General features: G+C 59.1%; 20 protein-coding genes, 2 tRNA genes and 1 pseudogene. 14 read left to right on the forward strand and 9 right to left on the reverse strand.

Features of this window, described 5'->3' with window-relative positions:
• Positions 1-13: 13 nt before the first annotated feature.
• The 4 genes from AC2FF8_RS03990 to mraZ are packed head-to-tail and all read right to left on the reverse strand — an operon-like array spanning position 14 to position 3,666.
• Complete coding sequence (locus AC2FF8_RS03990) at positions 14-1,801, reverse strand: peptidoglycan D,D-transpeptidase FtsI family protein (protein ID WP_257599089.1); 1,788 nt, start codon at positions 1,799-1,801, stop codon at positions 14-16.
• The gene (gene ftsL / locus AC2FF8_RS03995; protein WP_152458671.1) at positions 1,798-2,166 is read right to left on the reverse strand and encodes a cell division protein FtsL; all 369 of its coding nucleotides are present in this window, start codon (positions 2,164-2,166) and stop codon (positions 1,798-1,800) included. The genes AC2FF8_RS03990 and ftsL overlap by 4 nt, the downstream gene beginning before the upstream one ends.
• Positions 2,163-3,158: a 16S rRNA (cytosine(1402)-N(4))-methyltransferase RsmH gene (gene rsmH / locus AC2FF8_RS04000; RefSeq protein ID WP_496879273.1), complete on the reverse strand. Its 996-nt coding sequence runs from the start codon at positions 3,156-3,158 to the stop codon at positions 2,163-2,165. The genes ftsL and rsmH overlap by 4 nt, the downstream gene beginning before the upstream one ends.
• Positions 3,159-3,162: 4 nt before the next feature.
• Positions 3,163-3,666 carry a division/cell wall cluster transcriptional repressor MraZ gene (mraZ, locus tag AC2FF8_RS04005; RefSeq protein ID WP_170343702.1) on the reverse strand — a complete coding sequence of 168 codons (504 nt, stop codon included), beginning with the start codon at positions 3,664-3,666 and terminating at the stop codon, positions 3,163-3,165.
• A 416-nt stretch (positions 3,667-4,082) separates the two neighbouring features.
• Here mraZ and AC2FF8_RS04010 point away from each other — a divergent pair, with 416 nt between their 5' ends.
• The 3 genes and pseudogenes from AC2FF8_RS04010 to AC2FF8_RS04020 form a co-directional block, all read left to right on the forward strand.
• Complete coding sequence (locus tag AC2FF8_RS04010) at positions 4,083-4,403, forward strand: hypothetical protein (protein WP_496871817.1); 321 nt, start codon at positions 4,083-4,085, stop codon at positions 4,401-4,403.
• Between the two features lie 229 nt (positions 4,404-4,632).
• On the forward strand, positions 4,633-4,857 hold the full coding sequence (locus AC2FF8_RS04015; protein ID WP_496878971.1) for a DUF1127 domain-containing protein: 225 nt from the start codon (positions 4,633-4,635) through the stop codon (positions 4,855-4,857).
• A gap of 440 nt (positions 4,858-5,297) precedes the next feature.
• Positions 5,298-5,501: pseudogene (locus AC2FF8_RS04020) on the forward strand (DUF1330 domain-containing protein); the annotation flags it as partial.
• A 19-nt stretch (positions 5,502-5,520) separates the two neighbouring features.
• On the opposite strand, the gene AC2FF8_RS04025 reads toward AC2FF8_RS04020, so the two are convergent.
• Positions 5,521-7,977: an ATP-dependent helicase gene (locus AC2FF8_RS04025; RefSeq protein ID WP_496878972.1), complete on the reverse strand. Its 2,457-nt coding sequence runs from the start codon at positions 7,975-7,977 to the stop codon at positions 5,521-5,523.
• Positions 7,978-8,156: 179 nt separating this feature from the next.
• On the opposite strand from AC2FF8_RS04025, the gene AC2FF8_RS04030 reads away from it, so the two are divergent.
• From AC2FF8_RS04030 to AC2FF8_RS04045, 4 genes are all read left to right on the forward strand, one after another.
• The gene (locus AC2FF8_RS04030; RefSeq protein ID WP_496878973.1) at positions 8,157-9,932 is read left to right on the forward strand and encodes a sensor domain-containing diguanylate cyclase; all 1,776 of its coding nucleotides are present in this window, start codon (positions 8,157-8,159) and stop codon (positions 9,930-9,932) included.
• A 39-nt stretch (positions 9,933-9,971) separates the two neighbouring features.
• Positions 9,972-11,093 carry an alpha-hydroxy acid oxidase gene (locus AC2FF8_RS04035; protein WP_496878974.1) on the forward strand — a complete coding sequence of 374 codons (1,122 nt, stop codon included), beginning with the start codon at positions 9,972-9,974 and terminating at the stop codon, positions 11,091-11,093.
• Between the two features lie 160 nt (positions 11,094-11,253).
• Positions 11,254-14,691, forward strand: a complete 3,438-nt coding sequence (locus tag AC2FF8_RS04040; RefSeq protein ID WP_170343697.1) for a pyruvate carboxylase — start codon at positions 11,254-11,256, stop codon at positions 14,689-14,691.
• Between the two features lie 79 nt (positions 14,692-14,770).
• Entirely contained in the window at positions 14,771-15,154 is a 384-nt protein-coding gene (locus AC2FF8_RS04045) for an MAPEG family protein (RefSeq protein ID WP_496878975.1), read from the forward strand.
• Between the two features lie 15 nt (positions 15,155-15,169).
• Here the strand turns inward: AC2FF8_RS04045 and AC2FF8_RS04050 are convergent, their stop codons facing one another.
• Positions 15,170-15,322, reverse strand: coding sequence for a hypothetical protein (locus AC2FF8_RS04050; RefSeq protein WP_170343696.1), 153 nt, complete (start codon positions 15,320-15,322; stop codon positions 15,170-15,172).
• Between the two features lie 151 nt (positions 15,323-15,473).
• Here AC2FF8_RS04050 and AC2FF8_RS04055 point away from each other — a divergent pair.
• From AC2FF8_RS04055 to AC2FF8_RS04065, 3 genes are all read left to right on the forward strand, one after another.
• Positions 15,474-15,548, forward strand: a tRNA-Gly gene (locus AC2FF8_RS04055).
• A gap of 33 nt (positions 15,549-15,581) precedes the next feature.
• Positions 15,582-15,656 (forward strand) — tRNA-Gly (locus AC2FF8_RS04060).
• Between the two features lie 81 nt (positions 15,657-15,737).
• A complete protein-coding gene (locus AC2FF8_RS04065) occupies positions 15,738-16,604 on the forward strand; it encodes a GNAT family N-acetyltransferase (RefSeq protein ID WP_496878976.1) in 867 nt (288 codons plus the stop codon).
• Here AC2FF8_RS04065 and AC2FF8_RS04070 read toward each other — a convergent pair.
• Entirely contained in the window at positions 16,601-16,840 is a 240-nt protein-coding gene (locus tag AC2FF8_RS04070; RefSeq protein ID WP_050602861.1) for an Lrp/AsnC family transcriptional regulator, read from the reverse strand. The two genes, AC2FF8_RS04065 and AC2FF8_RS04070, sit on opposite strands and share 4 nt — an antisense overlap.
• A gap of 154 nt (positions 16,841-16,994) precedes the next feature.
• Between AC2FF8_RS04070 and hisB the strand changes: the two genes are divergently transcribed.
• Both hisB and hisH read left to right on the forward strand, forming a co-directional pair.
• Positions 16,995-17,582, forward strand: coding sequence for an imidazoleglycerol-phosphate dehydratase HisB (gene hisB / locus AC2FF8_RS04075; RefSeq protein ID WP_170343694.1), 588 nt, complete (start codon positions 16,995-16,997; stop codon positions 17,580-17,582).
• Complete coding sequence (gene hisH / locus AC2FF8_RS04080; protein WP_170343693.1) at positions 17,583-18,221, forward strand: imidazole glycerol phosphate synthase subunit HisH; 639 nt, start codon at positions 17,583-17,585, stop codon at positions 18,219-18,221. It begins immediately after the preceding gene.
• 3 nt (positions 18,222-18,224) lie between these two features.
• On the opposite strand, the gene AC2FF8_RS04085 is transcribed toward hisH, so the two are convergent.
• A complete protein-coding gene (locus AC2FF8_RS04085; RefSeq protein ID WP_170343692.1) occupies positions 18,225-18,626 on the reverse strand; it encodes a DUF2147 domain-containing protein in 402 nt (133 codons plus the stop codon).
• 134 nt (positions 18,627-18,760) lie between these two features.
• Between AC2FF8_RS04085 and hisA the strand changes: the two genes are divergently transcribed.
• Positions 18,761-19,483, forward strand: a complete 723-nt coding sequence (gene hisA, locus AC2FF8_RS04090) for a 1-(5-phosphoribosyl)-5-[(5-phosphoribosylamino)methylideneamino]imidazole-4-carboxamide isomerase (protein WP_171167193.1) — start codon at positions 18,761-18,763, stop codon at positions 19,481-19,483.
• Positions 19,484-19,487: 4 nt separating this feature from the next.
• Positions 19,488-19,967, forward strand: coding sequence for a DUF2867 domain-containing protein (locus tag AC2FF8_RS04095; protein ID WP_496878977.1), 480 nt, complete (start codon positions 19,488-19,490; stop codon positions 19,965-19,967).
• Here the strand turns inward: AC2FF8_RS04095 and AC2FF8_RS04100 are convergent.
• Positions 19,964-20,410, reverse strand: coding sequence for a DUF302 domain-containing protein (locus AC2FF8_RS04100; RefSeq protein WP_425078614.1), 447 nt, complete (start codon positions 20,408-20,410; stop codon positions 19,964-19,966). The genes AC2FF8_RS04095 and AC2FF8_RS04100 overlap by 4 nt on opposite strands.
• Positions 20,411-20,530 lie beyond the last annotated feature (120 nt).

Consider the following 20,530-nt stretch of genomic DNA (forward strand, 5'->3'; position numbering starts at 1 on the left):
CTTGCCGGACAGCCTAGTTTGAGGTCAGCGTTATAGCAGCGCCCGCCTCAGGCTCAAGCCGGGGGCGTAGCCCCAACAACGGTGCGACGCGACCGATGAGTTCGGCGGCAACAGGCACCGCAGTCCAACCGGCCGTGCGGCGCTTTTCACCGTAGGCCACGATCGAAGGTTCGTCCAACGTGACGATCAGAACGTATTGCGGGTCATAGGCCGGGAAGATCGTCGCAAAGGTGGCAATGACCTTGTCGTCGTAATACCCGCCGCGCGGTTTGGGCTTGTCGGCCGTACCGGTCTTGCCCGCCACGTCATAGCCCTTGACCTCGGCGAAACTGGCGGTGCCGTCCGTTACCACCTTGCGCAGCATTTTCTGCGCCTGACGTGCGGTGTCCTGTGACATGACACGAGGCCCGTATTGCGTGCCGTTCTGGCGCAGGATGGTCGGGCTGACGTAATGCCCGCCATTGGCAATCGCAGCATATCCGGCGGCCAGATGCATCGGACTGGTCGACAGGCCATGGCCATAGGAAATTGTCACGGTGCTGAGCTCGCCCCATTTCTTCGGCTTCAGCGGCACGCCGCCCTTGGCCTCGACAATCTCGAAAGGGGTCGGATCGAACATGCCAAGCGCGTCCAGAAACTCCTGCTGCCGTTTGGCCCCGATTTGCAAGGCCAGACGCCCCGTGCCACGGTTCGAGCTGTGGACGATCACATCCGCCACGCTGATCTTGCCATAGTTCTTGCCGTTGAATTCGCCTATGGGAAAGCGGCCGATCTTCATCGGCCCGGACGTATCGATGATGGTGTTCGAATTCACCAATCCAAGTTCAACGGCCTGGGCCGCGGTGAAAATCTTGAAAACGGACCCCAGTTCGTACACGCCTTGCACATAACGGTTGAACAGCGGGCTGTCCGAGGGGTCAAAGCCCGAGGTCGGCGGGCGCGGGCGGTCATTGGGATCAAAAGAAGGCAGCGAAGCAGCTGAAATGACCTCGCCCGTATGCGCGTTCATCAGAACGGCCGAGGCCCCCTTGGCATTCATGATCTTCATGCCGCCATCGAGAACCTGTTCAACCGCGGCCTGAATGGTCAGGTCCAGCGACAGTTGCAGCGGTTTGTTGCCGTTGGCCGGATCGCGCAGATAATCGTCGAACTGCTTTTCCACACCGGCCACGCCGATCACTTCGGCGGCGCTGACGCCTTCACGCCCAAAACCGGCCCCGCCCAGGATATGAGCGGCCAGCCGCCCGTTGGGGTAAAGCCGCATTTCTCGCGGGCCGAACAGGATGCCGGGATCACCGATGTCGTGCACGGCCTGCTTCTGCTCGGGCGAAATGCGTTTCTTGATCCACAGGAATTTGCGGTTGCCGGTGAAGTCCTTGATCAGCCGCTCTTTGTCCAGATCAGGAAAAATCGCTACCAACTGGTCTGCGGCGGCAACGGGGTCGATCATCAAAGGGGGCTGTGCGTAAACGGAATAGGTGTCCAGATTGGTGGCCAGTATGCGCCCTTCGCGATCGACGATGTTGGCGCGCTGCATGGCAATCGCTGCTCCCGGCGCGCTGGCCAGAGGCTCTTGTGCTTCCGAGGTCGCCAACATGCCCATGCGAACACCGACAACTGAAAATGCGCAGAAGAAGAACAGACCAAGCACCAGCAGACGCCCTTCGGCGCGGGCGCGGGCGCGATCTTTCATCTCTTCGTGGCGCTTGCGGATGTTTTCACGCTCGATTGCCTTGGGGTTTTCGCCTCGGGCGCGGGCATCAAGGATTCGGGCCAGGGGGCGCAGAGGGGTGCGTGTCATGGAATCTGCACCTCGCCCAAAGCCTGAATATCGGTGATGGCCTGCAATTCAATCGGATCAACGACAGGCAGGTCCGGGTCTTCGGCATAGGCGATCTGATCCGCGCGTCCGAACTGCTCGGCCCGCAACGGCAGCAGGCCAAGGCGTTCAAAGTTCAGGTCGGCCAGTTCGCGCAGCCTGTCCGGGCGGTTCAGATAGGCCCATTCCGCGTTCAGAACGGCCAGCCGCACCTGTGCCATTCCGATCTCGCGCTGCAAAGACTGCGTTTCCTTGACCACTTGTTGGGTTCGGTAGTTTTCCTGATAGGCCCACAAAGCAAGGCCGAATACGGACAGAGCAGTCAACACATACAAAACACTCTTCATCTTGCCCTTCCCCCCAGTTGCGGCATCCCGATGGCCCGCGATTCGATTTCCCCCGCCGGAGCATCGGTTCGTATCGCCACGCGCAGTTTGGCTGACCGTGCACGCGGGTTTTCCCGCAACTCCTGTTCGTCAGGACCCACCGCCTTGCGGGTCTTCAACGTGAACTGAGGCTGTTCCTGTTCAATCTCGGGTGCATAGCGGTTCGCACGCCCCGTCTTTCCCGCGCGGGACTGGAAAAACCGTTTCACCATCCGGTCTTCGATGGAATGGAACGTGACGACAGCCAATTGCCCGCCGGGTTTCAATGCACGTTCAGCGGCCATCAATCCCTGAAACAGCTCTTCATATTCTGCATTCACGGCGATCCGCAGCCCTTGAAAGCTGCGCGTGGCCGGGTGGGATTGCCCCGGTTTCGGACGTGGCAGGCAGGATTCGATGATCTCGGCCAGACGCAGGGTCGTGGTAATCGGCTCTTCCGCGCGCGCTTTGACAATCGCCCTGGCAATCCGGCGGCTGGCGCGTTCTTCACCATAATGGAACAGGATGTCGGCCAATTGAGCCTCGGTCGCGGTATTGACCAGATCGGCAGCGCTTTCGCCATCCTGGCTCATGCGCATGTCCAAAGGGCCATCCTTCATGAAGGAAAATCCACGGTCGGCCTGGTCCAGTTGCATCGAGGAAACGCCAAGGTCAAGCACAACGCCGTCCAGATCCTGCGCGTATTCATCCATACGAGAGAACACGCCGGGCTGCATCACCAGCCGGTCGCCAAACGCGCCCGCCCAGTCTGACGCCATCTCAAAAGCCAGCGGATCGCGATCAACACCGATCACCTTGTCGGCCCCGGCCTCCAGCAATCCGCGGGTGTACCCGCCTGCGCCGAAGGTGCCGTCCAGCCAGACGCCCGTGACCGGCGCCACCGCCGCCAGGAGCGGGCGCAGCAAGACAGGGATGTGAGGCGCGTCCGGTTGTGGGTGATCCGCGGCCGCCATGCCGTCACCCGCCCTCGACTTCATCGAGGAATTGCAGCGGGTCAACATCCTCGCCAAGGCCGTCGAGCCATTCCTCGGTCGCCGCCAGTTCCTCGGATTCGTAGGTCTCGGGCTTCCAGATCTGAAAAGTATCCCCGGCGGCGATAAAAAACGCCTCGCCCTCAAGACCGATCTTCTTGCGCAGCTTTGCCGGCAGGACCAGCCGCCCGGTTTCATCGACATTGGTCGGGAAGGACTGCCCGTGGAACAGGCGCTGCAACATCTTGCGCTTCATCGAGCCGCGTGGCAGCGCGTCAATCTTGGCATCGACCTCGTCGATCGCCTCCATCGTGTAGCATTCCAGGTATTTGCGGCGATGATCCCCGTAGACGATCACAAGCTCTGGATTGTCGCCGGGCTGCCAGTTGGAATCGGAGGCTTCAAGCACACGGCGAAACGAGGCCGGGATCGACACCCTGCCTTTCGCATCCACCTTATGGTGGCTTTCACCTCTGAACCTGCGCGCCAAGACGACTGTCCCTTTCGCTTGCGCCCCACTTGAAATTCGCGTTCCCCCCGGATGAAAAACGGCGGGTTGATCTGCTGCCACTGATCAACCCGCCGCATTGACCCGCTGTGCGGGATGTCCAGCTGCACGCGCCACCTGGGGGGATGTCTGCTCGCCCGCGCGCCGGATCTCTTGATTGATGAAAGCGAGATGCCTGTATGAAACCTGATTATTTTTGGTCGGGGTCGTTTGGCGCCCCTGCTGCCTCGTCCTCATCGGATGTATTAGGGATGCCATGGGAATTCATGGAAATCAACAGGAATTTCGCCAATCGTATTCTCTGAATCACCCTGGGGATACAATATCACCATGAAATTTGAGCGCAACAACACCAACTGTAGGAGGCACTGTCACAACACCCCCTAGATATAGACAATATGAAGCTGAAATTTTTTTCCCATGATTTCCCAAAAAAACTGAATGATTGGCATTCAGGATGGAAAAACCCGGCTTCCATGGGCAGCAATCTTGCAGAATCATTCGCATTTCGCGCGCAATTTCGGCGGGACATCCCCTCGACAACCACATTGGCCCATGAAGTCCCGTGGCATTCGGGCTGTACACTCCGCGACCTGCGAAACCGGCAAATCGTGCACCAGGGAATAGCTGAACCGCCGCGCCTTGCCTGGCGCTTCGGTCACACGCACGTCTTGAATGGTTTTGTTGCGCACAAATTCCAGCCAACACCGCTCAATTAAAAGGCAAGCCGTCGGAAGGCCATGTTTCCGCCGTCACCCGTGACCCAAGGGAAGGCCCAATGATTCAAGGCGCATTTCGAGTTGAAGGAAAAAATTGAACCAATCTATGCGCTTGCTGCATAGCAGCATTGACGATGCGACCTATTGTGCAATCGCAGCATTTGCCTATTTTCAACCTCAAGCAAGGGCCGAGCGTTATCGGCAAAGCAAATGAATACGGATGATGAGCATGGCAGTCGCAAGCACACATACAGCCTCGAAGAGCGCATCGGCGTTCGGGATCGCAACTTTGATCGAAAACGCAAAGGCGCGTTTTGCCCGCTATCGTATGTATCGCCAGACCGTCAATGAGCTGGCAGGACTGTCGGACCGTGAACTGGCCGATCTGGGCCTGCATCGGTCCATGATCCGTCGGGTGGCCATTCAGGCCGCCAACGATCACATCGCGCAATAAGCGCGCCACGAATACCGAGATCAGGCCCTTCCTCCTCCCTTAGGGTCTGTTATCAGCGGCAACGTCTCTCCTCCTCCCTGACGTTGCCGCACCCTATACCGGCCTCAACCCGCCGGATCCTGATACATCGAGGCTCTCCTCCTCCCTGCCTTGATGTTGAAAGCGCGCGGCGACGTCCTCCTCCTCCCTGACGTCGCCGCGTCTTCTCCATACCGGGTTCAAACCCGGGTTCGAATACATCGGGGCTCTCCTCCTCCCTGCTCTGATGTTGACAAGACGGCGGTTCCCCTTCCTCCTCCCTGGGAACCGCCGTTTTTTTTTCGACACCAGTGCAAGATGGCCCGCTGTTTTCTGATCCCGAGGAAACGATAGCCGCCTGTTTCATCGCGCAGATCGACACCCACGACCCGGATGGGTAACAGGATGATCCGGCGGGTTTGATGCGGAACTTCGACCGCCACAAGGGCCGACTGCTCACGGTCTCATCGAAACCGGTCGAACGGATCGAAGGCGATTGGCCCAAAGGTGGCATTGTGCTGATGGAGCTTACGGACCTTGCCACGGCGAAAGCCAGGAAAGACGACCCCGACTACATCGGGCTGGCGAGGATCCGGCAAGTTACCGCCTCGATCAATCTGGTTCTGGTCGAAGGGATAAGACGCCTCAGAACGGGACGTCATCCTTGTTGGTCAGAAAACGCGAGACCACTTTCTTTGTGCCGGCCTTGTCGAATTCGACCTCGACCTTGTCGCCCTCGATCCCGACAACCGCGCCATAGCCGAATTTCTGGTGGAACACCCGTTCCCCCAGCGTGAAACTGGCCACGGCGGTCGCGTCGATCACCGTGTTGCGGGATTCGCGCGGCTGAGACATACCGTATTGCCCCTGGCGCGCCTGCATCCGCCTCCAGCCCGGCGAGTTGTAGACATTCGCTTCGGCCGCGCGGGTTTCAATGCCCGCAGTGGGCTGGCCGCCACCATAGAGCCCCGGAGGAGTCAGCACCTCGACATGTTCTTCCGGCAATTCGTCGATGAACCGGGATGGTAACATCGATTGCCAACCTTTGAAATCACCAGAGAAAATTAACCTATTGGAGGCAAATGAAATTGTGCAAACTTCCTCCGCGCGAGTGATGCCCACATAGGCGAGGCGACGCTCTTCCTCGAGTCCCTTCAACCCAGTTTCATCCATCGACCTCTGGGACGGAAACAGCCCCTCCTCCCATCCCGAAAGAAAAACCGCTGGATACTCTGAACCCTTAGCGGCATGAAGTGTCATGATCGAGACCTTTGGCTCATCATTGTCCTGTTCGTTGTCCATGACGAGACTCACATGCTCGAGAAAACCTTGCAGATTCTCAAATTCGCCCAAGTGGTTAACCAACTCCTTCAGGTTTTCCAACCGTCCGGCAGCCTCGTGATCACGCGGTCTACGTGGCGGGCTTGGGTCCATTTTTAGCTCTTCATTGGAAAGTGGTTTCAAGTAACTTTCAGTGTAACCACTTTCATCCAAGATCATCTGAGCCAATTCAATATGTGAAACCTCTGGATCGCCATACCGGGCAGGTTCGGCACCGTTATCAATCACTGAATCATCATCGATTTCAATCTGTGGGCCGCGGGTCATGGCATTCCAACGCGCCAGCCCATCGACCAATTCGCGCAAAGCCGCGCCGCCCTTGCCCTTGATCAACCCCTGCTCGGACGCAATCCGCGCGCCGTGAAGCAGCGACACGCCATGATCCCGCGCAGTGCGCTGGATCGTCTGTTGCGCCTTCTCTCCTAAACTGCGCTTAGGCGTGTTTACGATTCGCTCGAAAGCCAGATCATTGTCGGGACTGACCACGACACGGAAATAGGCAATTGCATCCCTGATTTCCAATCTACGGTAGAAAGGCACTCCACCAATAACCCTATATGGCATGCCGATCTTCAGAAACCGATCCTCAAGCACTTTCATTTGGTGGGTAGCTCGAACCATTATCGCTATTTCATTTAGCTCAAAGGGTCGCATGCCTCGAGTACCGCTTCGCATTGCATCGATTTCCTCACAAATCCACCGGGCTTCCTCTTCGGCGTCCCAATGGCCGATCAGGCGGACCTTTTCGCCCTCCGGTTTGTCGGTCCAAAGCTCCTTGCCCAAGCGGCTTTCATTGCCGCGGATGACGTTCGAGGCGGCGGCCAGGATATGCGGGGTCGAGCGATAGTTCTGTTCCAACCGCACCACATACGCGCCGGGAAAGTCCTTTTCGAACCGCAGGATGTTGCCCACTTCGGCACCGCGCCAGCCATAGATCGACTGGTCGTCATCGCCGACGCAACAGATGTTCTTGTGCCCACCCGCCAGCAGCCGCAGCCACAGGTACTGGGCGATGTTGGTGTCCTGGTATTCGTCCACCAGGATATAGCGGAACCAGCGCTGGTATTGCTCCAGAACATCCTGATGGGTCTGGAAGATCGCAACCATGTGCAGAAGCAGATCGCCGAAATCCACCGCATTCAACTCTCGCAGGCGGGTCTGGTATTGGGCATATAGCTCAATGCCCTTGTTGTCATAGGCCCCGGCATCGGCGGCTGGCACCTTGTCGGGTGTCAGCGCACGGTTCTTCCAATCGTCGATGACTCCCAGCAACATCCGCGCAGGCCAGCGTTTGTCGTCGATATTTGCGGCCTGCACCAACTGCTTGAGCAGGCGCAGCTGGTCGTCGGTATCCAGTATGGTGAAGTTCGACTTCAGATCGACCAGCTCTGCATGCCGGCGCAGCAGTTTGACGCAGATCGAATGAAAGGTGCCCAGCCACGGCATCCCCTCGGCGGGCTGTCCCAGCAGGCGGCCAACCCGTTCCTTCATCTCGCGCGCGGCCTTGTTGGTGAACGTGACCGACAGAATTTCGTTCGGGCGTGCGCGCGCGGTGTTAAGAAGATGCGCAATACGGGTGGTCAACGCCTTGGTCTTGCCGGTGCCGGCACCGGCCAACATCAGAACCGGGCCATCCAGCCGCTCGACCGCGTCCCGTTGTGCCGGGTTCAGCTCATCCAGATAGGGCGAAGGGCGCACGGCCATGGCCCGCGCCGACAGCGAAGCGCCCTCGAAGGCGTCCATTTCGTCAAAACTGCTCATGGCCCCAAACTACGCTGGAAAAGCGCGAAGGGAAAGGGTTTGTTCACGGCTTGTTCGCAGACTTTTCGCACTTCTTTTTATGTTCAATTCTAAACAAACACGCCACCGCCCTGCACCCCCGTTAACTCTCTGTAAAACCCTGACTGGGATGCTTGGCCGTGTGTTGTGGGAGCGGACATATGAAACAAGCGAAACTGACAGGTCAGTCCTCGAGGCTTAAAATGATAGGCGTAGCCCTGATGCTGCTCGTGCTGACGGCAGCAGCGGGCTGGGGGATCTATGCCGTCCCGGCGCCAGTGGTTGATCGCATGCTGGAAGCAGACCTGCGAAAAACCGCGATGCGGATGAGCCGCCAGGTCGAAAGCCATCTGAACGATCTTGAACAGGCATTCCGTTTCCACACATTGAGCGAGCATGACGAGGAGTTTCTGGAGTTACTGCCCGAAACCACGGACATTTACCGCTTCAAGCTGTTTGATGCGTCGGGGCAAGTGTTCTGGTCGACCCGTGCAAGCGACGTCGGGTTCGTGAATGAGAAACCCTATTTCCAGTCGATCGTCGCCGCCGGGGGCCTTTATTACAAACACGAAGAGAAGCCGATTACCGAAGTCGGTTCCTTTGTTGTCGACAATTCCTGGGATTCGGAACTGAGCAGCCGCCATGTGGCCGAGGTCTACACGCCGATCATCAAGGATGCGACGTTCCTGGGCGCGATCGAGTTCTATTCCGACATAACCGACCTGCGGAACCTGTTCATCACGCGCGTTCGCCTGTCGCTTGCGCTGCTCGGCGGGATAGCCCTGCTGGCGCTGACGACAGTTATCCTGATTGTTCATCGCACCAACCGTCGACAGGTTCGCGATCTGCGCAAACGGGCCGTAAAAGAGCGGGAACTGATGGACGAACAGCTGCGCCTGGCCCGCGAGGTCCGCCTGCTGGGTGAATTGAACGAATGGCTGCAATCAAGCCGGTCACTGGATGAACTGTTCGACATGGTGTCCCGCTTCATGACCCATATCCTGCCAGAGGCCGAAGGCAGCGTGTATGTCTACTCAAACTCACGCGACGTGCTGGATGGCTGCGCCAGCTGGAACGGTGGAACTCATAAATCCCACATTCATCCCGAAGGATGCTGGGGATTGCGGCGCGGCCGGACCTACGAGTTCGGCGCATCCGAGATTGATTTTGTATGCGAACACGCCGAACCGCATGACGGGCGGCCCTATTTCTGCTTTCCCATTCTGGCCCATGGCGAAACCGTTGGTCTTTTGCATCTGCGGGCACTTGAGGGGCGCGAAGACTGTTTCAACAAGAGCCGCAAGCTGGCCCAATTATGCGCCGAACAGATCAGTATGGCGATCGCCAATGTCCGCATGCGGGATCAGCTGCACGACCAATCGGTACGAGACCCGCTGACCGGGCTGTTCAATCGCCGCCATATGACCGAGATGCTGCGCAAGTCCATCAGCCGCAGCCAGCAGACGGGCGCCGCACTAAGCCTGATCGCGGTGGACGTGGATCACTTCAAGAAGTTCAACGATACTCATGGGCATGATGCGGGCGACATGGTGTTGCGCGCCGTCGGCGCCGCCTTGGAGCAAGGGTGCGACCGGGACGAAGTCGCCTGCCGCATCGGTGGCGAGGAGTTCATGCTGATCCTGCCTGACAACAGCCCCGAAGATGCCATGACCCGCGCCGAACAACTGCGCCAGGCGGTTGAAGCCGTTACCGTACGATATGGCGAGAAGGCCTTGCCGCGCATTACGATATCGGTTGGGGTCGCACATTACCCGGCCCACGGCGCCATGCCGCAGGACCTGATGCGCGCGGCCGACGACGCACTTTATGTCGCCAAGGACAAGGGGCGCAACCAAGTGTATGTTGCAAGCGGCACCGGGAACCAGATTAAAAAAACGCCACCTGAAAACCGGCAACCACCTAAGGATGCAGCTTAAAAAACTTGCCGAATCGCATGGCAGGTCGGATCAATCTGCATGGACTTGCACAGCACCTATCCCGGCATACCGGATCTGAAACACCGTGCGCGCCGTCGTCTGCCGCATTTCGTGTGGGAGTATATCGACAGTGGAACCGGGATGGAAACGACACTGCACCGGAACCGCCAGGCCCTGGATGGTGTGCGCCTCTGCCCCTCGATCCTGCATGGCGAGCTGGACTTTGATACGTCAAAGACGTTTCTCGACGCTTCGTATCCGCTGCCCTTCGGAATCGCGCCGATCGGCATGTCCGGGCTGGTCTGGCCCTGCGCCGAACAGCTGCTTGCCAGCGCGGCCGCAAATGCGGGTATTCCCTATACTCTGTCGACAGTAGCCAGCCAAAGCCCCGAAGACATGGCACCGCATATTGGGGACAATGCCTGGTTCCAGCTTTACCCGCCCCGAGATCCGGATATTCGAAAGGACCTGCTGAACCGGGTCCGCAAGGCCGGGTTCAAAACCCTGGTCCTCACCGCGGATGTTCCCGTCGCATCGCGCAGGGAAAGGCAGACACGATCGGGCCTGCGGCAACCCCCAAAGCTGACCCCGCGCATTCTGGCGCAGATCGCCCAGCGGCCTGCCTGGGCCATCGGCATGCTGCGCAACGGCGTGCCGCACATGCGAACGCTGGACAAATATATCGAAAACCCCGGAGATCTGCCGCCCACGGCTCATATCGGTTACCTGCTTCGAACCTCGCCGGATCTGGACTATGTCAAATGGCTGCGCGACCACTGGGACGGTCCGCTTGTCCTGAAAGGTGTCCTGCGCCCGGAGGATACGAACCGGCTGGAACAGGTTGGCGTCGACGCCTTGTGGGTGTCGAATCATGGCGGTCGTCAGTTTGATGCGGCCCCGGCCAGCATTGAGGTTCTGCCCTCTGTCCGGGATGCGACCCGCCTGCCCCTGATCTTCGACAGCGGCGTCGAAGGTGGCCTGGATATCTTGAGGGCCATGTCACTGGGCGCGGATTTCGTCATGCTCGGGCGGGCTTTTTTGTATGGACTCGCGGCACTTGGCGCGCGGGGGCCTGCACATGTCATCGAGATTCTCAGGCAGGACCTGCATGCAAATATGGGCCAGATGGGCCTGGCAAGCCTGTGTCAGATCGAGAGTTAACGTTAAACATTTGATGCTGCGGCGCAGCAAAAGTATAAGGGCGCTGCGATCATAGGGCGTTTGCGAGCGATAACATGCCGGTTCTACCCAGAAGAACGGATATACCTGCGCGTATTCTCCGCCCAAAAAGACGCCCATACACAAAAGACCGGGACCTATCATGACAGACTTCAACAAGATCCTGATCGCCAACCGCGGCGAGATTGCCATCCGCGTCATGCGCGCAGCAAACGAGATGGGAAAACGAACCGTCGCCGTTTACGCTGAAGAAGACAAACTGGGCCTGCACCGGTTCAAGGCGGACGAGGCATATCAGATCGGTGAAGGCATGGGGCCGGTGGCCGCGTATCTTTCGATCGACGAGATCATCCGTGTCGCCAAGCAATGTGGTGCCGACGCGATCCACCCGGGCTATGGCCTGCTGTCCGAGAACCCGGATTTCGTCGATGCCTGCGTCAAGAACGGCATCACCTTCATCGGCCCCAAGGCGGAAACCATGCGCGCGCTTGGCGACAAGGCCAGCGCGCGGCGCGTAGCCATCGAAGCAGGTGTTCCGGTCATTCCTGCCACCGAAGTTCTGGGCGATGACATGGACGCGATCCGCAAGGAGGCCGCCGAAATCGGCTATCCGCTGATGCTCAAGGCGTCCTGGGGCGGCGGCGGGCGCGGGATGCGCCCGATCCAGTCGGAAGACGAGCTGGAAGAGAAAGTGCTGGAAGGCCGTCGCGAGGCCGAAGCCGCCTTTGGCAATGGCGAGGGTTATCTGGAAAAGATGATCATACGTGCGCGCCACGTCGAGGTGCAGATCCTGGGCGACAAACACGGTGAGATCTATCACCTCTATGAACGCGACTGCTCGGTCCAGCGCCGGAACCAGAAGGTCGTGGAACGCGCCCCTGCCCCGTATCTGAGCGACGAACAGCGCGCCGAGATCTGTGAACTGGGCCGCCGTATCTGCGCTCATGTGAACTATGAATGCGCCGGCACGGTCGAGTTCCTGATGGATATGGACACCGGCAAGTTCTATTTCATCGAGGTGAATCCTCGTGTGCAGGTGGAACACACCGTCACCGAAGAAGTCACCGGCATCGACATCGTGCAGGCGCAGATCCTGATCGCCGAGGGCAAACCTCTGGCAGAGGCGACCGGCGCTGCAAGCCAGGCAGACGTACAACTGAACGGCCACGCGTTGCAGACCCGGATCACGACGGAAGACCCGCAGAACAACTTCATCCCCGACTATGGCCGCATCACCGCCTATCGCTCGGCCACCGGTATGGGCATTCGTCTGGATGGCGGCACGGCCTATGCGGGTGGTGTGATCACACGGTATTATGACTCGCTGCTGACCAAGGTTACCGCCTGGGCCCCGACGCCCGAAAAAGCGATCAGCCGGATGGACCGTGCCTTGCGAGAATTCCGAATTCGTGGTGTCAGCACCAATATCGATTTCGTCATCAACCTGCTCAAGCATCCGACCTTTTTGTCGAACGAATACACCACCAAGTTCATCGACACCACGCCCGAGCTGTTCACCTTCAAGAAGCGGCGCGACCGGGGCACCAAGGTTTTGACCTATATCGCGGACATCACCGTGAACGGGCATCCCGAAACCAAGGACCGCCCGCGCCCGCGCGCCGACCTGAAGGAGGCCAGGCCTCCGGCGCTGAAGGCCGAACCGCAGATGGGTACCCGCAACCTGCTCGAGCAGAAGGGCCCGCAGGCGGTGGCCGACTGGATGAAGGCGCAGCGCCAACTGCTGATCACCGACACCACCATGCGCGACGGGCACCAGTCTCTGCTGGCGACGCGGATGCGCTCGATCGACATGATCAAGGTGGCGCCGACCTATGCGGCGAACCTGCCGCAGTTGTTCTCGGTCGAATGCTGGGGCGGCGCGACATTCGACGTCGCCTACCGTTTCTTGCAGGAATGCCCGTGGCAGCGCCTGCGGGACCTGCGCGAGGCGATGCCGAACCTGATGACCCAGATGCTGCTGCGCGGCGCAAACGGCGTGGGCTATACGAACTACCCTGACAACGTGGTGCAGGAATTCGTGCGTCAGGCGGCGACAGGAATTGACGTGTTCCGCGTCTTCGACTCGCTGAACTGGGTCGAGAACATGCGCGTGGCGATGGATGCGGTCGTCGAAAGCGGCAAAATTTGTGAAGGTACCGTCTGCTACACCGGCGATATTCTTGACCCGGATCGCGCCAAGTACGACCTGAAATACTATGTCGGCATGGCGAAAGAACTGCGCGACGCCGGCGCGCATATTCTGGGCCTGAAGGACATGGCGGGCCTGCTGAAACCGGCTGCGGCCAAGATCCTGATCCGCGCGCTGAAAGAAGAGGTCGGGCTGCCGATACACTTCCACACCCATGACACCGCCGGTATTGCCAGCGCGACCATTCTGGCCGCGTCCGAGGCGGGCGTGGATGCTGTTGACTGCGCGATGGACAGCTTCTCGGGCAACACCAGCCAGGCGACGCTGGGCACCGTGGTCGAGGCGCTGCGCCACACAGACCGCGACACCGGGCTGGACATCAAGGCCATCCGTGAAATCAGCGATTACTTCGAGGCTGTGCGTGGCCAGTATGCGGCCTTCGAATCCAGCCTTCAGGCCCCGGCGTCCGAAGTTTACCTGCACGAGATGCCCGGCGGTCAGTTCACCAACCTCAAGGCACAGGCGCGCAGCCTGGGCCTGGAAGAGCGCTGGCACGAAGTGGCACAGATGTATGCCGACGTGAACCAGATGTTCGGTGACATCGTCAAGGTCACGCCGTCTTCCAAGGTCGTTGGCGACATGGCGTTGATGATGGTCAGCCAGAACTTGACCCGTGAACAGGTCGAGGATCCGAATACCGATGTGGCTTTCCCCGATTCGGTCGTGGACATGATGCGCGGCAATCTGGGTCAGCCTCCGGGCGGTTTCCCCGAGACCATCATCAAGAAGGTGCTGAAAGACGAGGTGCCCAACACCCAACGACCCGGCAAGGATGTGCCCCCGGTCGATCTTGAAGCCACCCGCGCCGAGCTGTCCAAGCAGCTGGAAGGCAAAGAGGTCGATGACGAGGATCTTAACGGATACCTGATGTATCCCAAGGTGTTCCTGGACTACATGGGTCGCCACCGGGTCTACGGCCCGGTCCGTACGCTGCCAACGCGCACCTTCTTCTACGGCATGGAGCCGGGCGAGGAGATCACCGCGGAAATCGACCCCGGCAAGACGCTGGAAATCCGCTGTCAGGCCATTGGCGAAACGGATGAAAAGGGCGAGGTCAAAGTGTTCTTTGAACTCAACGGTCAACCGCGCGTGATCCGGGTTCCGAACCGGTTGGTCACCTCGACCACGCAGGCGCGGCCCAAGGCCGAGGTCGGCAACCCGGATCATGTCGGTGCGCCGATGCCAGGTGTTGTTGCCACTGTCGCCGTAACAGCGGGCCAGCAGGTCAAGGAAGGCGACATGCTGCTGACCATCGAGGCGATGAAGATGGAAACCGGCATCCACGCCGAGCGCGATGCGACCGTCAAGGCCGTTCATGTGCAGCCCGGCGGCCAGATTGACGCAAAGGACCTTCTGATCGAGCTGGAATAAGCTGCTGAACCGATTACAGTTCAAAGGGCCGCGCGGGAAACCACGCGGCCCTTTTTCTATGCCGGAGCGGAGACACACCATGCTTGCTATCACCCCGATCTATGCGGCCCTGATCGCTATTCTTTACGTTGCACTCAGCGTCAAAGTGATCCTTCAGCGCCGCAGCGACAAAATCTCGGTCGGGGATGGGGGCAGCAAATTGATGATCAAGGCGATACGGACACATTCAAATTGCGCCGAATACGCCCCAATCGCCCTATTGTTGATCACCATGGTGGAATTGCAGGGCGCCGGAGGGTTGCTTGTGCATATACTGGGTTTGATGTTGCTGGCCGGGCGTCTGCTGCACGCTTACGGATTCGGGCGCACGCCCCAGATCGTCATCCTGCGGCAGGCTGGCATGAGCCTGACGTTCCTAGCCATTCTGGTTGCGGCCATCGCCAACCTGATTCTGGCGCTGTAGGACAGCTGGCGGGTGCTACCCCGTCAGATCCGTCGTCATCACATGGGGCGCTTTCAACAAAACGGGCGTGATCCGATTGTGTTCGTGATCGTCCGATTCCGGCATCACGGCGACCAGCAAGATCATCGCGGCCAGCGCCATTATCTTCATGTCTGCAACGGATATCATGAAAGCCCCTCTGCCTGTGTCCTTTTTTGATCCGTGTTTGAGATTGAACGGGCCGGATGCCGGGTTCCGTCGAAATACTTTTTTCTCATTTTTGTGTTTTTCCGCTTGCAGCCCCGCGTGGGAATTTATAAATCCCTCCTCACTCAACGGCGCGGGCGTAGCTCAGGGGTAGAGCATAACCTTGCCAAGGTTAGGGTCGGGCGTTCGAATCGCCTCGCCCGCTCCATTGAGAGGTCTTCGGACCACATATGTATCTGATGCGGGCGTAGCTCAGGGGTAGAGCATAACCTTGCCAAGGTTAGGGTCGGGCGTTCGAATCGCCTCGCCCGCTCCAGATACAGAACTCTCCATACATGCTGGTTCTTCACAAGACATTGCGTCATTCTGGTTGCATCGCCCAACGCAGGATTCACCCATGTCTGATTACGTCATCCGCCCACTCACCGTTGACGAGGTGCAAAAGGCCGTCGATTGGGCCGGGCGCGAAGGGTGGAACCCGGGGTATCACGATGCTCGTTGCTTCCACGGCACGGATCCCCGCGGGTTTCTCGGCGGGTTCCTGGATGGCGAAATGATCGCTTCCATCTCGGTCGTTCAGTATGATGACACCTTTGCGTTCCTTGGGTTCTACATCGTCCGGCCCGAGTTTCGCGGATCGGGCCACGGGCTGAAAATCTGGCGGCACGCCTTGGAAAACTGCAATGCGGACAACATCGGTCTGGATGGTGTCGTCGAGCAGCAGGATAACTACCGCAAGTCCGGTTTTACCTTTGCCTATAACAACTACCGCTTTGGCGGGACAAAACGCGGGATTCTGGCCGCGCTCGGGGCGCGACCGGCTGCGCGGGTTGAGGAGTTGCACAGCCTCTCGGACGATCTAGCCGCCTATGACCGGCAGATGTTCCCTGCCCCGCGCGACATCTTCCTGCGCGATTGGCTGAGCGCGCCCAGCCACGCCTCGCGCGTGATTGCCGAGAATGGCGTAATCCGGGGCTATGCAACCCTGCGGCCCTGTCAAAGCGGATACAAGATCGGGCCGTTGTTTGCGGACGACGCCGAGATTGCGCAAGCCCTGTTGGCCTCGGTATTGGAAGCCATCCCCGACGATCACGCCACGCATGACGTGTTCATCGACATGCCGCGGCCCAACGCCGCCGCCTTTGCGCTGGCGGATGCGCTGGGTCTTGAGAAGGTGTTTGAAACGGCCCGGATGTATTCCGACCACACGCCGGATATCGATCTGGACCGTGTCTTTGGTGTCACCACATTCGAACTGGGTTAAAACGCCTTGAACGTCATTGTGGTCAGCGAGCGTTCGATATTGGGAATCACCAGCAGGTGTTCGTTGATGAAATGGCCCACATCCTCGGTTTCGGGGATATAGAGCTTGAGCAGCAGGTCATATTCACCGCTGGTGGAATACAGTTCGGAGTGGATTTCGCGCAGGGCGATTTCCTCGGCGACCTTGTAGGTGGTGCCGGGCTTGCAGCGGATCTGGATGAAAACGCAGGTGGACATGGTTTGACCCTATCGGTTCGTGTTGTTGGCAAGCTGACACGGGGCCAAGCCGGGTGCAATCCCCTGCAACAGTTTGCAGCGATCGCAACGCATGGTCTGGAAAACCACGACCATCCCCGTCTATAAGCGCGCCTGTAGCAAAAGGAATTCGCCCATGCGCAGCGCAAAGATCAGCCGCCAGACTGCCGAAACGGAAATCTCGGTAGAGATCAATCTGGATGGCGCCGGTACATATGACAACCAGACCGGAGTTGGCTTCTTTGATCACATGCTGGATCAACTGGCGCGCCATTCCCTGATCGACATGACGATCCGCGCCAAGGGCGATTACCACATTGATGATCACCACACGGTCGAAGATACCGGCATCGCGCTGGGGCAGGCTTTGACGCAGGCCCTGGGCGACAAGAAAGGTATCCGGCGGTACGGAGAATGCCACCTGCCCATGGATGACGCTCAGGTGCGTTGCGCGCTGGACCTGTCGGGCCGCCCCTATCTGATCTGGAATGTGGACCTGCCGACGCAGAAGATCGGTGCATTCGACACAGAACTTGTGCGCGAGTTCTTTCAGGCGCTCAGCACCCATGGCGGCATCACGCTGCATATCGACCAGTTGCACGGTTTCAACAGCCACCACATCGCCGAGGCCGCATTCAAGGCCGTCGCGCGCGCGCTGCGTGACGCCGTCGAAACCGATCCGCGCAAGGCAGACGCGATTCCGTCGACCAAAGGCGCGTTGTAAATGCTGACCGCCATTATCGACTACGAAAGCGGCAACCTGCACTCGGCGGAAAAAGCGTTTCAGCGCATGGCGCAGGAGGTCGGCGCGGGCGAGGTTGTCGTCACCTCGGACGCGGATGTTGTGGCGCGCGCGGATCGCTTGGTTCTGCCCGGCGACGGGGCGTTTCCGGCATGCGCTGCCGAATTGCGTGGTCACAAGGGTATCTATGACGCGATGGTCGAGGCGGTCGAACAGAAAGGCCGCCCGTTTCTGGGCATCTGTGTGGGCATGCAGTTGATGGCAACCAAGGGCCATGAATACAGCGAAACGGATGGTCTGGACTGGATTGCCGGCGATGTCGTCAGAATCGAGCCGTCAGACACATCGCTGAAAGTGCCGCATATGGGCTGGAACGATCTTGTTCTGGACAGCGATCACCCGGTGTTCAACGGGGTGAAATCCGGCGATCACACCTATTTCGTGCATTCTTACCACTTCCGGGTATCCGACCCGGCACAGCGATTGGCTTATGTGGATTACGGGCAGGAGGTCACGGCCGTCATTGGCCGCGACACGATGGTTGGAATGCAGTTTCACCCCGAGAAAAGTCAGGACGTTGGCCTGCGCATGCTGGGAAACTTCCTGACCTGGAAACCCTGAACCCTACTGAACACGCGTCCAGGTTTGTCCGCGGCAGATCAGACCGCCCGCCACACACCCTTTGACGGTCAGTTTGTTCTGGCCGTCCAGCGACATTTTCGAGTTGTATGTCTTGTCCCGGTCCGGTGCCCAGATCTTGCCGCTGTCATAGCTTCCGCCACCCTCGGGCACCATGTCCCAGATGATCTGCTTGCCAAGGTTTTCATATTCCAGCTGCTCGTTGCCATCCGCATCAAACGCGCTGTCGATGGTTCCGCAGATCGCACTGCCGCATGCGGAAATCGTCACGTGCAGATAGCCGCCGGTATCACCCGGTGCGGTCTTCCACAGACCGTCGACGGGATCCGCAGCCATTGCGCTGGTCGCAAGAAGCATCAAACCCGCTGCAAAAGTAAATCTCTTCATGATTGTCTCCCTGTTTTGCGAGCAGTCTGACCCGGCAACCAGCTGCGGGCAAGAATGACCCAGCGTCGCGTTGCATCCCCTGCCCCGCCTGTGCGATATCCCGCGCGTGCAACACAGATATAGGGCCGCCCGACATGATCCTCTACCCCGCCATCGACCTCAAAGACGGCAATGCCGTGCGCCTGCTGCGTGGTGAAATGGACAAAGCCACCGTGTTCAACGAAGACCCCGCCGCGCAGGCGCGCGCTTTTGTCGAGGCCGGGTGCGAGTGGCTGCATCTGGTCGATCTGAACGGCGCCTTTGCAGGTGAGCCGGTCAACGCCGCCCCGGTCGAAGCGATTCTGAAAACCTGCGACGTGCCCGCGCAATTGGGCGGTGGCATCCGTGACATGGCCACCATCGAAACCTGGATCGAAAAGGGTCTGGCGCGGGTTATTCTGGGCACGGTCGCGGTCGAGAACCCCGATCTGGTGCGCGAAGCGGCCAAAGCCTTTCCCGGCAAGGTCGCCGTGGGCATCGACGCGCGCAACGGTCTGGTTGCCACCAAGGGTTGGGCCGAAGAAACCAATGTTCAGGTAACCGATCTGGCCCGCAGCTTCGAAGACGCGGGCGTGGCCGCGATCATCTACACCGACATCAACCGGGACGGCGCGATGCAGGGCCCCAATGTCGAGGCCACCGCAGAGCTTGCCAAAGCGGTTGATATTCCGGTCATCGCATCTGGCGGCGTGTCCTCGATCGCCGATCTGATCGCCCTGCGCGATTGTGGCGCAGCCCTGAACGGTGCCATTTCCGGACGTGCACTGTATGATGGGGCGATTGATCTGAAAGAGGCTCTGACGACGCTCAGAGAATAGTTCAATGTTCCATTCGCCGGTAAAGCGTTCCAATCTGTCCGCGCAAAGCCTGCTGCACGAACGGTACAAAACCGGCGACTTTCTGGACTGCTTTAGCGTCGAATCCGATCTTCCACCGCGCCGGGCCGCGGAAATCATCACCGCGTTCCCCGGATGGGCGATGGCGTTGCTTCGGCTGCGCGGCCTGCTGGTAACACCCTTTGACCTCAGTACGACCGGCCCGGATGCTGACGACAAGCTGGGTATTTTCCCGGTTGAACATGATGACAGGACCGAGGTGATCGCAGGTTTCAACGATCGCCACCTGGATTTCCGGGTTTCCGTACTGTCGGAAAACGGTCGCATCTCGCTGGCCACGTGGGTCCGTCGCCATAACCTTGGCGGGCGCCTGTACCTAGCAGCGATCCTGCCGTTTCACATCCTGATCGCGCGAAACGCGCTTGCGCGTGTGAAAAGCGCAAGCGCAGATCCAAAACGGTCTTAACCCGCGGCGGCAGCGGTCAACTTGGCGAGCGCACCGCGCATCTTCTCGATGACTGGTGACTTTTCGACGTCATCCAACTCGTCCATCGTTTCCTTGGGGTCTTCATAGGCCAACCAGACCTGACCGTTCTCATCCTCGTACGCCTGCACTTTGAGCGGCAGGAACAATCCTGCACGCGGATCGATCTGCATGGCCGGCGTGCCCAGCGCAGGATTGCCGAAAATCAGCACTTGATTGGCCGGGATGGGCGTACCGACCTTTTCCGCCCCGGCCGCGTGGTCGATGCGGGCGAAGACGGTGGCCCCTGCGTTGCCAACCGCCGCTTCCAGCGCATCCAGCGCTTCGGCTACGGATTTGTTCGTTTGAACTTTGATGATGTCGTCAGCCATGGCGGCCAAAGCCCCTCCGAGCGAAAGAATTGAAGCAAGTATCAAGCTACGCATATCGGTTTTCCTTCTGTAATATTCACCCCAATTCTCACAGGTTTTGGAATTCTGACAATCACAAGTCTGGCATCAGCAAAGCCTTGCCTGAATTGGAGATGCTCATTTTACCCTTGTTTT

Source organism: Ruegeria sp. YTSA144, from assembly GCF_059610125.1.

What these genes read in the sequence shown, in the direction of transcription:
- hisH (WP_170343693.1), top strand. Translation starts at nt 17,583, where the DNA reads ATGCTGACCGCCATTATCGACTACGAAAGCGGCAACCTGCACTCGGCG.
- AC2FF8_RS04085 (WP_170343692.1), bottom strand. Translation starts at nt 18,626, where the DNA reads ATGAAGAGATTTACTTTTGCAGCGGGTTTGATGCTTCTTGCGACCAGC.
- AC2FF8_RS04095 (WP_496878977.1), top strand. Translation starts at nt 19,488, where the DNA reads ATGTTCCATTCGCCGGTAAAGCGTTCCAATCTGTCCGCGCAAAGCCTG.
- AC2FF8_RS04025 (WP_496878972.1), bottom strand. Translation starts at nt 7,977, where the DNA reads ATGAGCAGTTTTGACGAAATGGACGCCTTCGAGGGCGCTTCGCTGTCG.
- AC2FF8_RS04100 (WP_425078614.1), bottom strand. Translation starts at nt 20,410, where the DNA reads ATGCGTAGCTTGATACTTGCTTCAATTCTTTCGCTCGGAGGGGCTTTG.
- hisA (WP_171167193.1), top strand. Translation starts at nt 18,761, where the DNA reads ATGATCCTCTACCCCGCCATCGACCTCAAAGACGGCAATGCCGTGCGC.
- hisB (WP_170343694.1), top strand. Translation starts at nt 16,995, where the DNA reads ATGCGCAGCGCAAAGATCAGCCGCCAGACTGCCGAAACGGAAATCTCG.
- AC2FF8_RS04010 (WP_496871817.1), top strand. Translation starts at nt 4,083, where the DNA reads ATGAAGCTGAAATTTTTTTCCCATGATTTCCCAAAAAAACTGAATGAT.
- AC2FF8_RS04070 (WP_050602861.1), bottom strand. Translation starts at nt 16,840, where the DNA reads ATGTCCACCTGCGTTTTCATCCAGATCCGCTGCAAGCCCGGCACCACC.
- AC2FF8_RS04050 (WP_170343696.1), bottom strand. Translation starts at nt 15,322, where the DNA reads ATGATATCCGTTGCAGACATGAAGATAATGGCGCTGGCCGCGATGATC.
- AC2FF8_RS04015 (WP_496878971.1), top strand. Translation starts at nt 4,633, where the DNA reads ATGGCAGTCGCAAGCACACATACAGCCTCGAAGAGCGCATCGGCGTTC.
- AC2FF8_RS04035 (WP_496878974.1), top strand. Translation starts at nt 9,972, where the DNA reads ATGGACTTGCACAGCACCTATCCCGGCATACCGGATCTGAAACACCGT.
- AC2FF8_RS04045 (WP_496878975.1), top strand. Translation starts at nt 14,771, where the DNA reads ATGCTTGCTATCACCCCGATCTATGCGGCCCTGATCGCTATTCTTTAC.
- ftsL (WP_152458671.1), bottom strand. Translation starts at nt 2,166, where the DNA reads ATGAAGAGTGTTTTGTATGTGTTGACTGCTCTGTCCGTATTCGGCCTT.
- AC2FF8_RS03990 (WP_257599089.1), bottom strand. Translation starts at nt 1,801, where the DNA reads ATGACACGCACCCCTCTGCGCCCCCTGGCCCGAATCCTTGATGCCCGC.
- AC2FF8_RS04040 (WP_170343697.1), top strand. Translation starts at nt 11,254, where the DNA reads ATGACAGACTTCAACAAGATCCTGATCGCCAACCGCGGCGAGATTGCC.
- AC2FF8_RS04065 (WP_496878976.1), top strand. Translation starts at nt 15,738, where the DNA reads ATGTCTGATTACGTCATCCGCCCACTCACCGTTGACGAGGTGCAAAAG.
- rsmH (WP_496879273.1), bottom strand. Translation starts at nt 3,158, where the DNA reads ATGGCGGCCGCGGATCACCCACAACCGGACGCGCCTCACATCCCTGTC.
- AC2FF8_RS04030 (WP_496878973.1), top strand. Translation starts at nt 8,157, where the DNA reads ATGAAACAAGCGAAACTGACAGGTCAGTCCTCGAGGCTTAAAATGATA.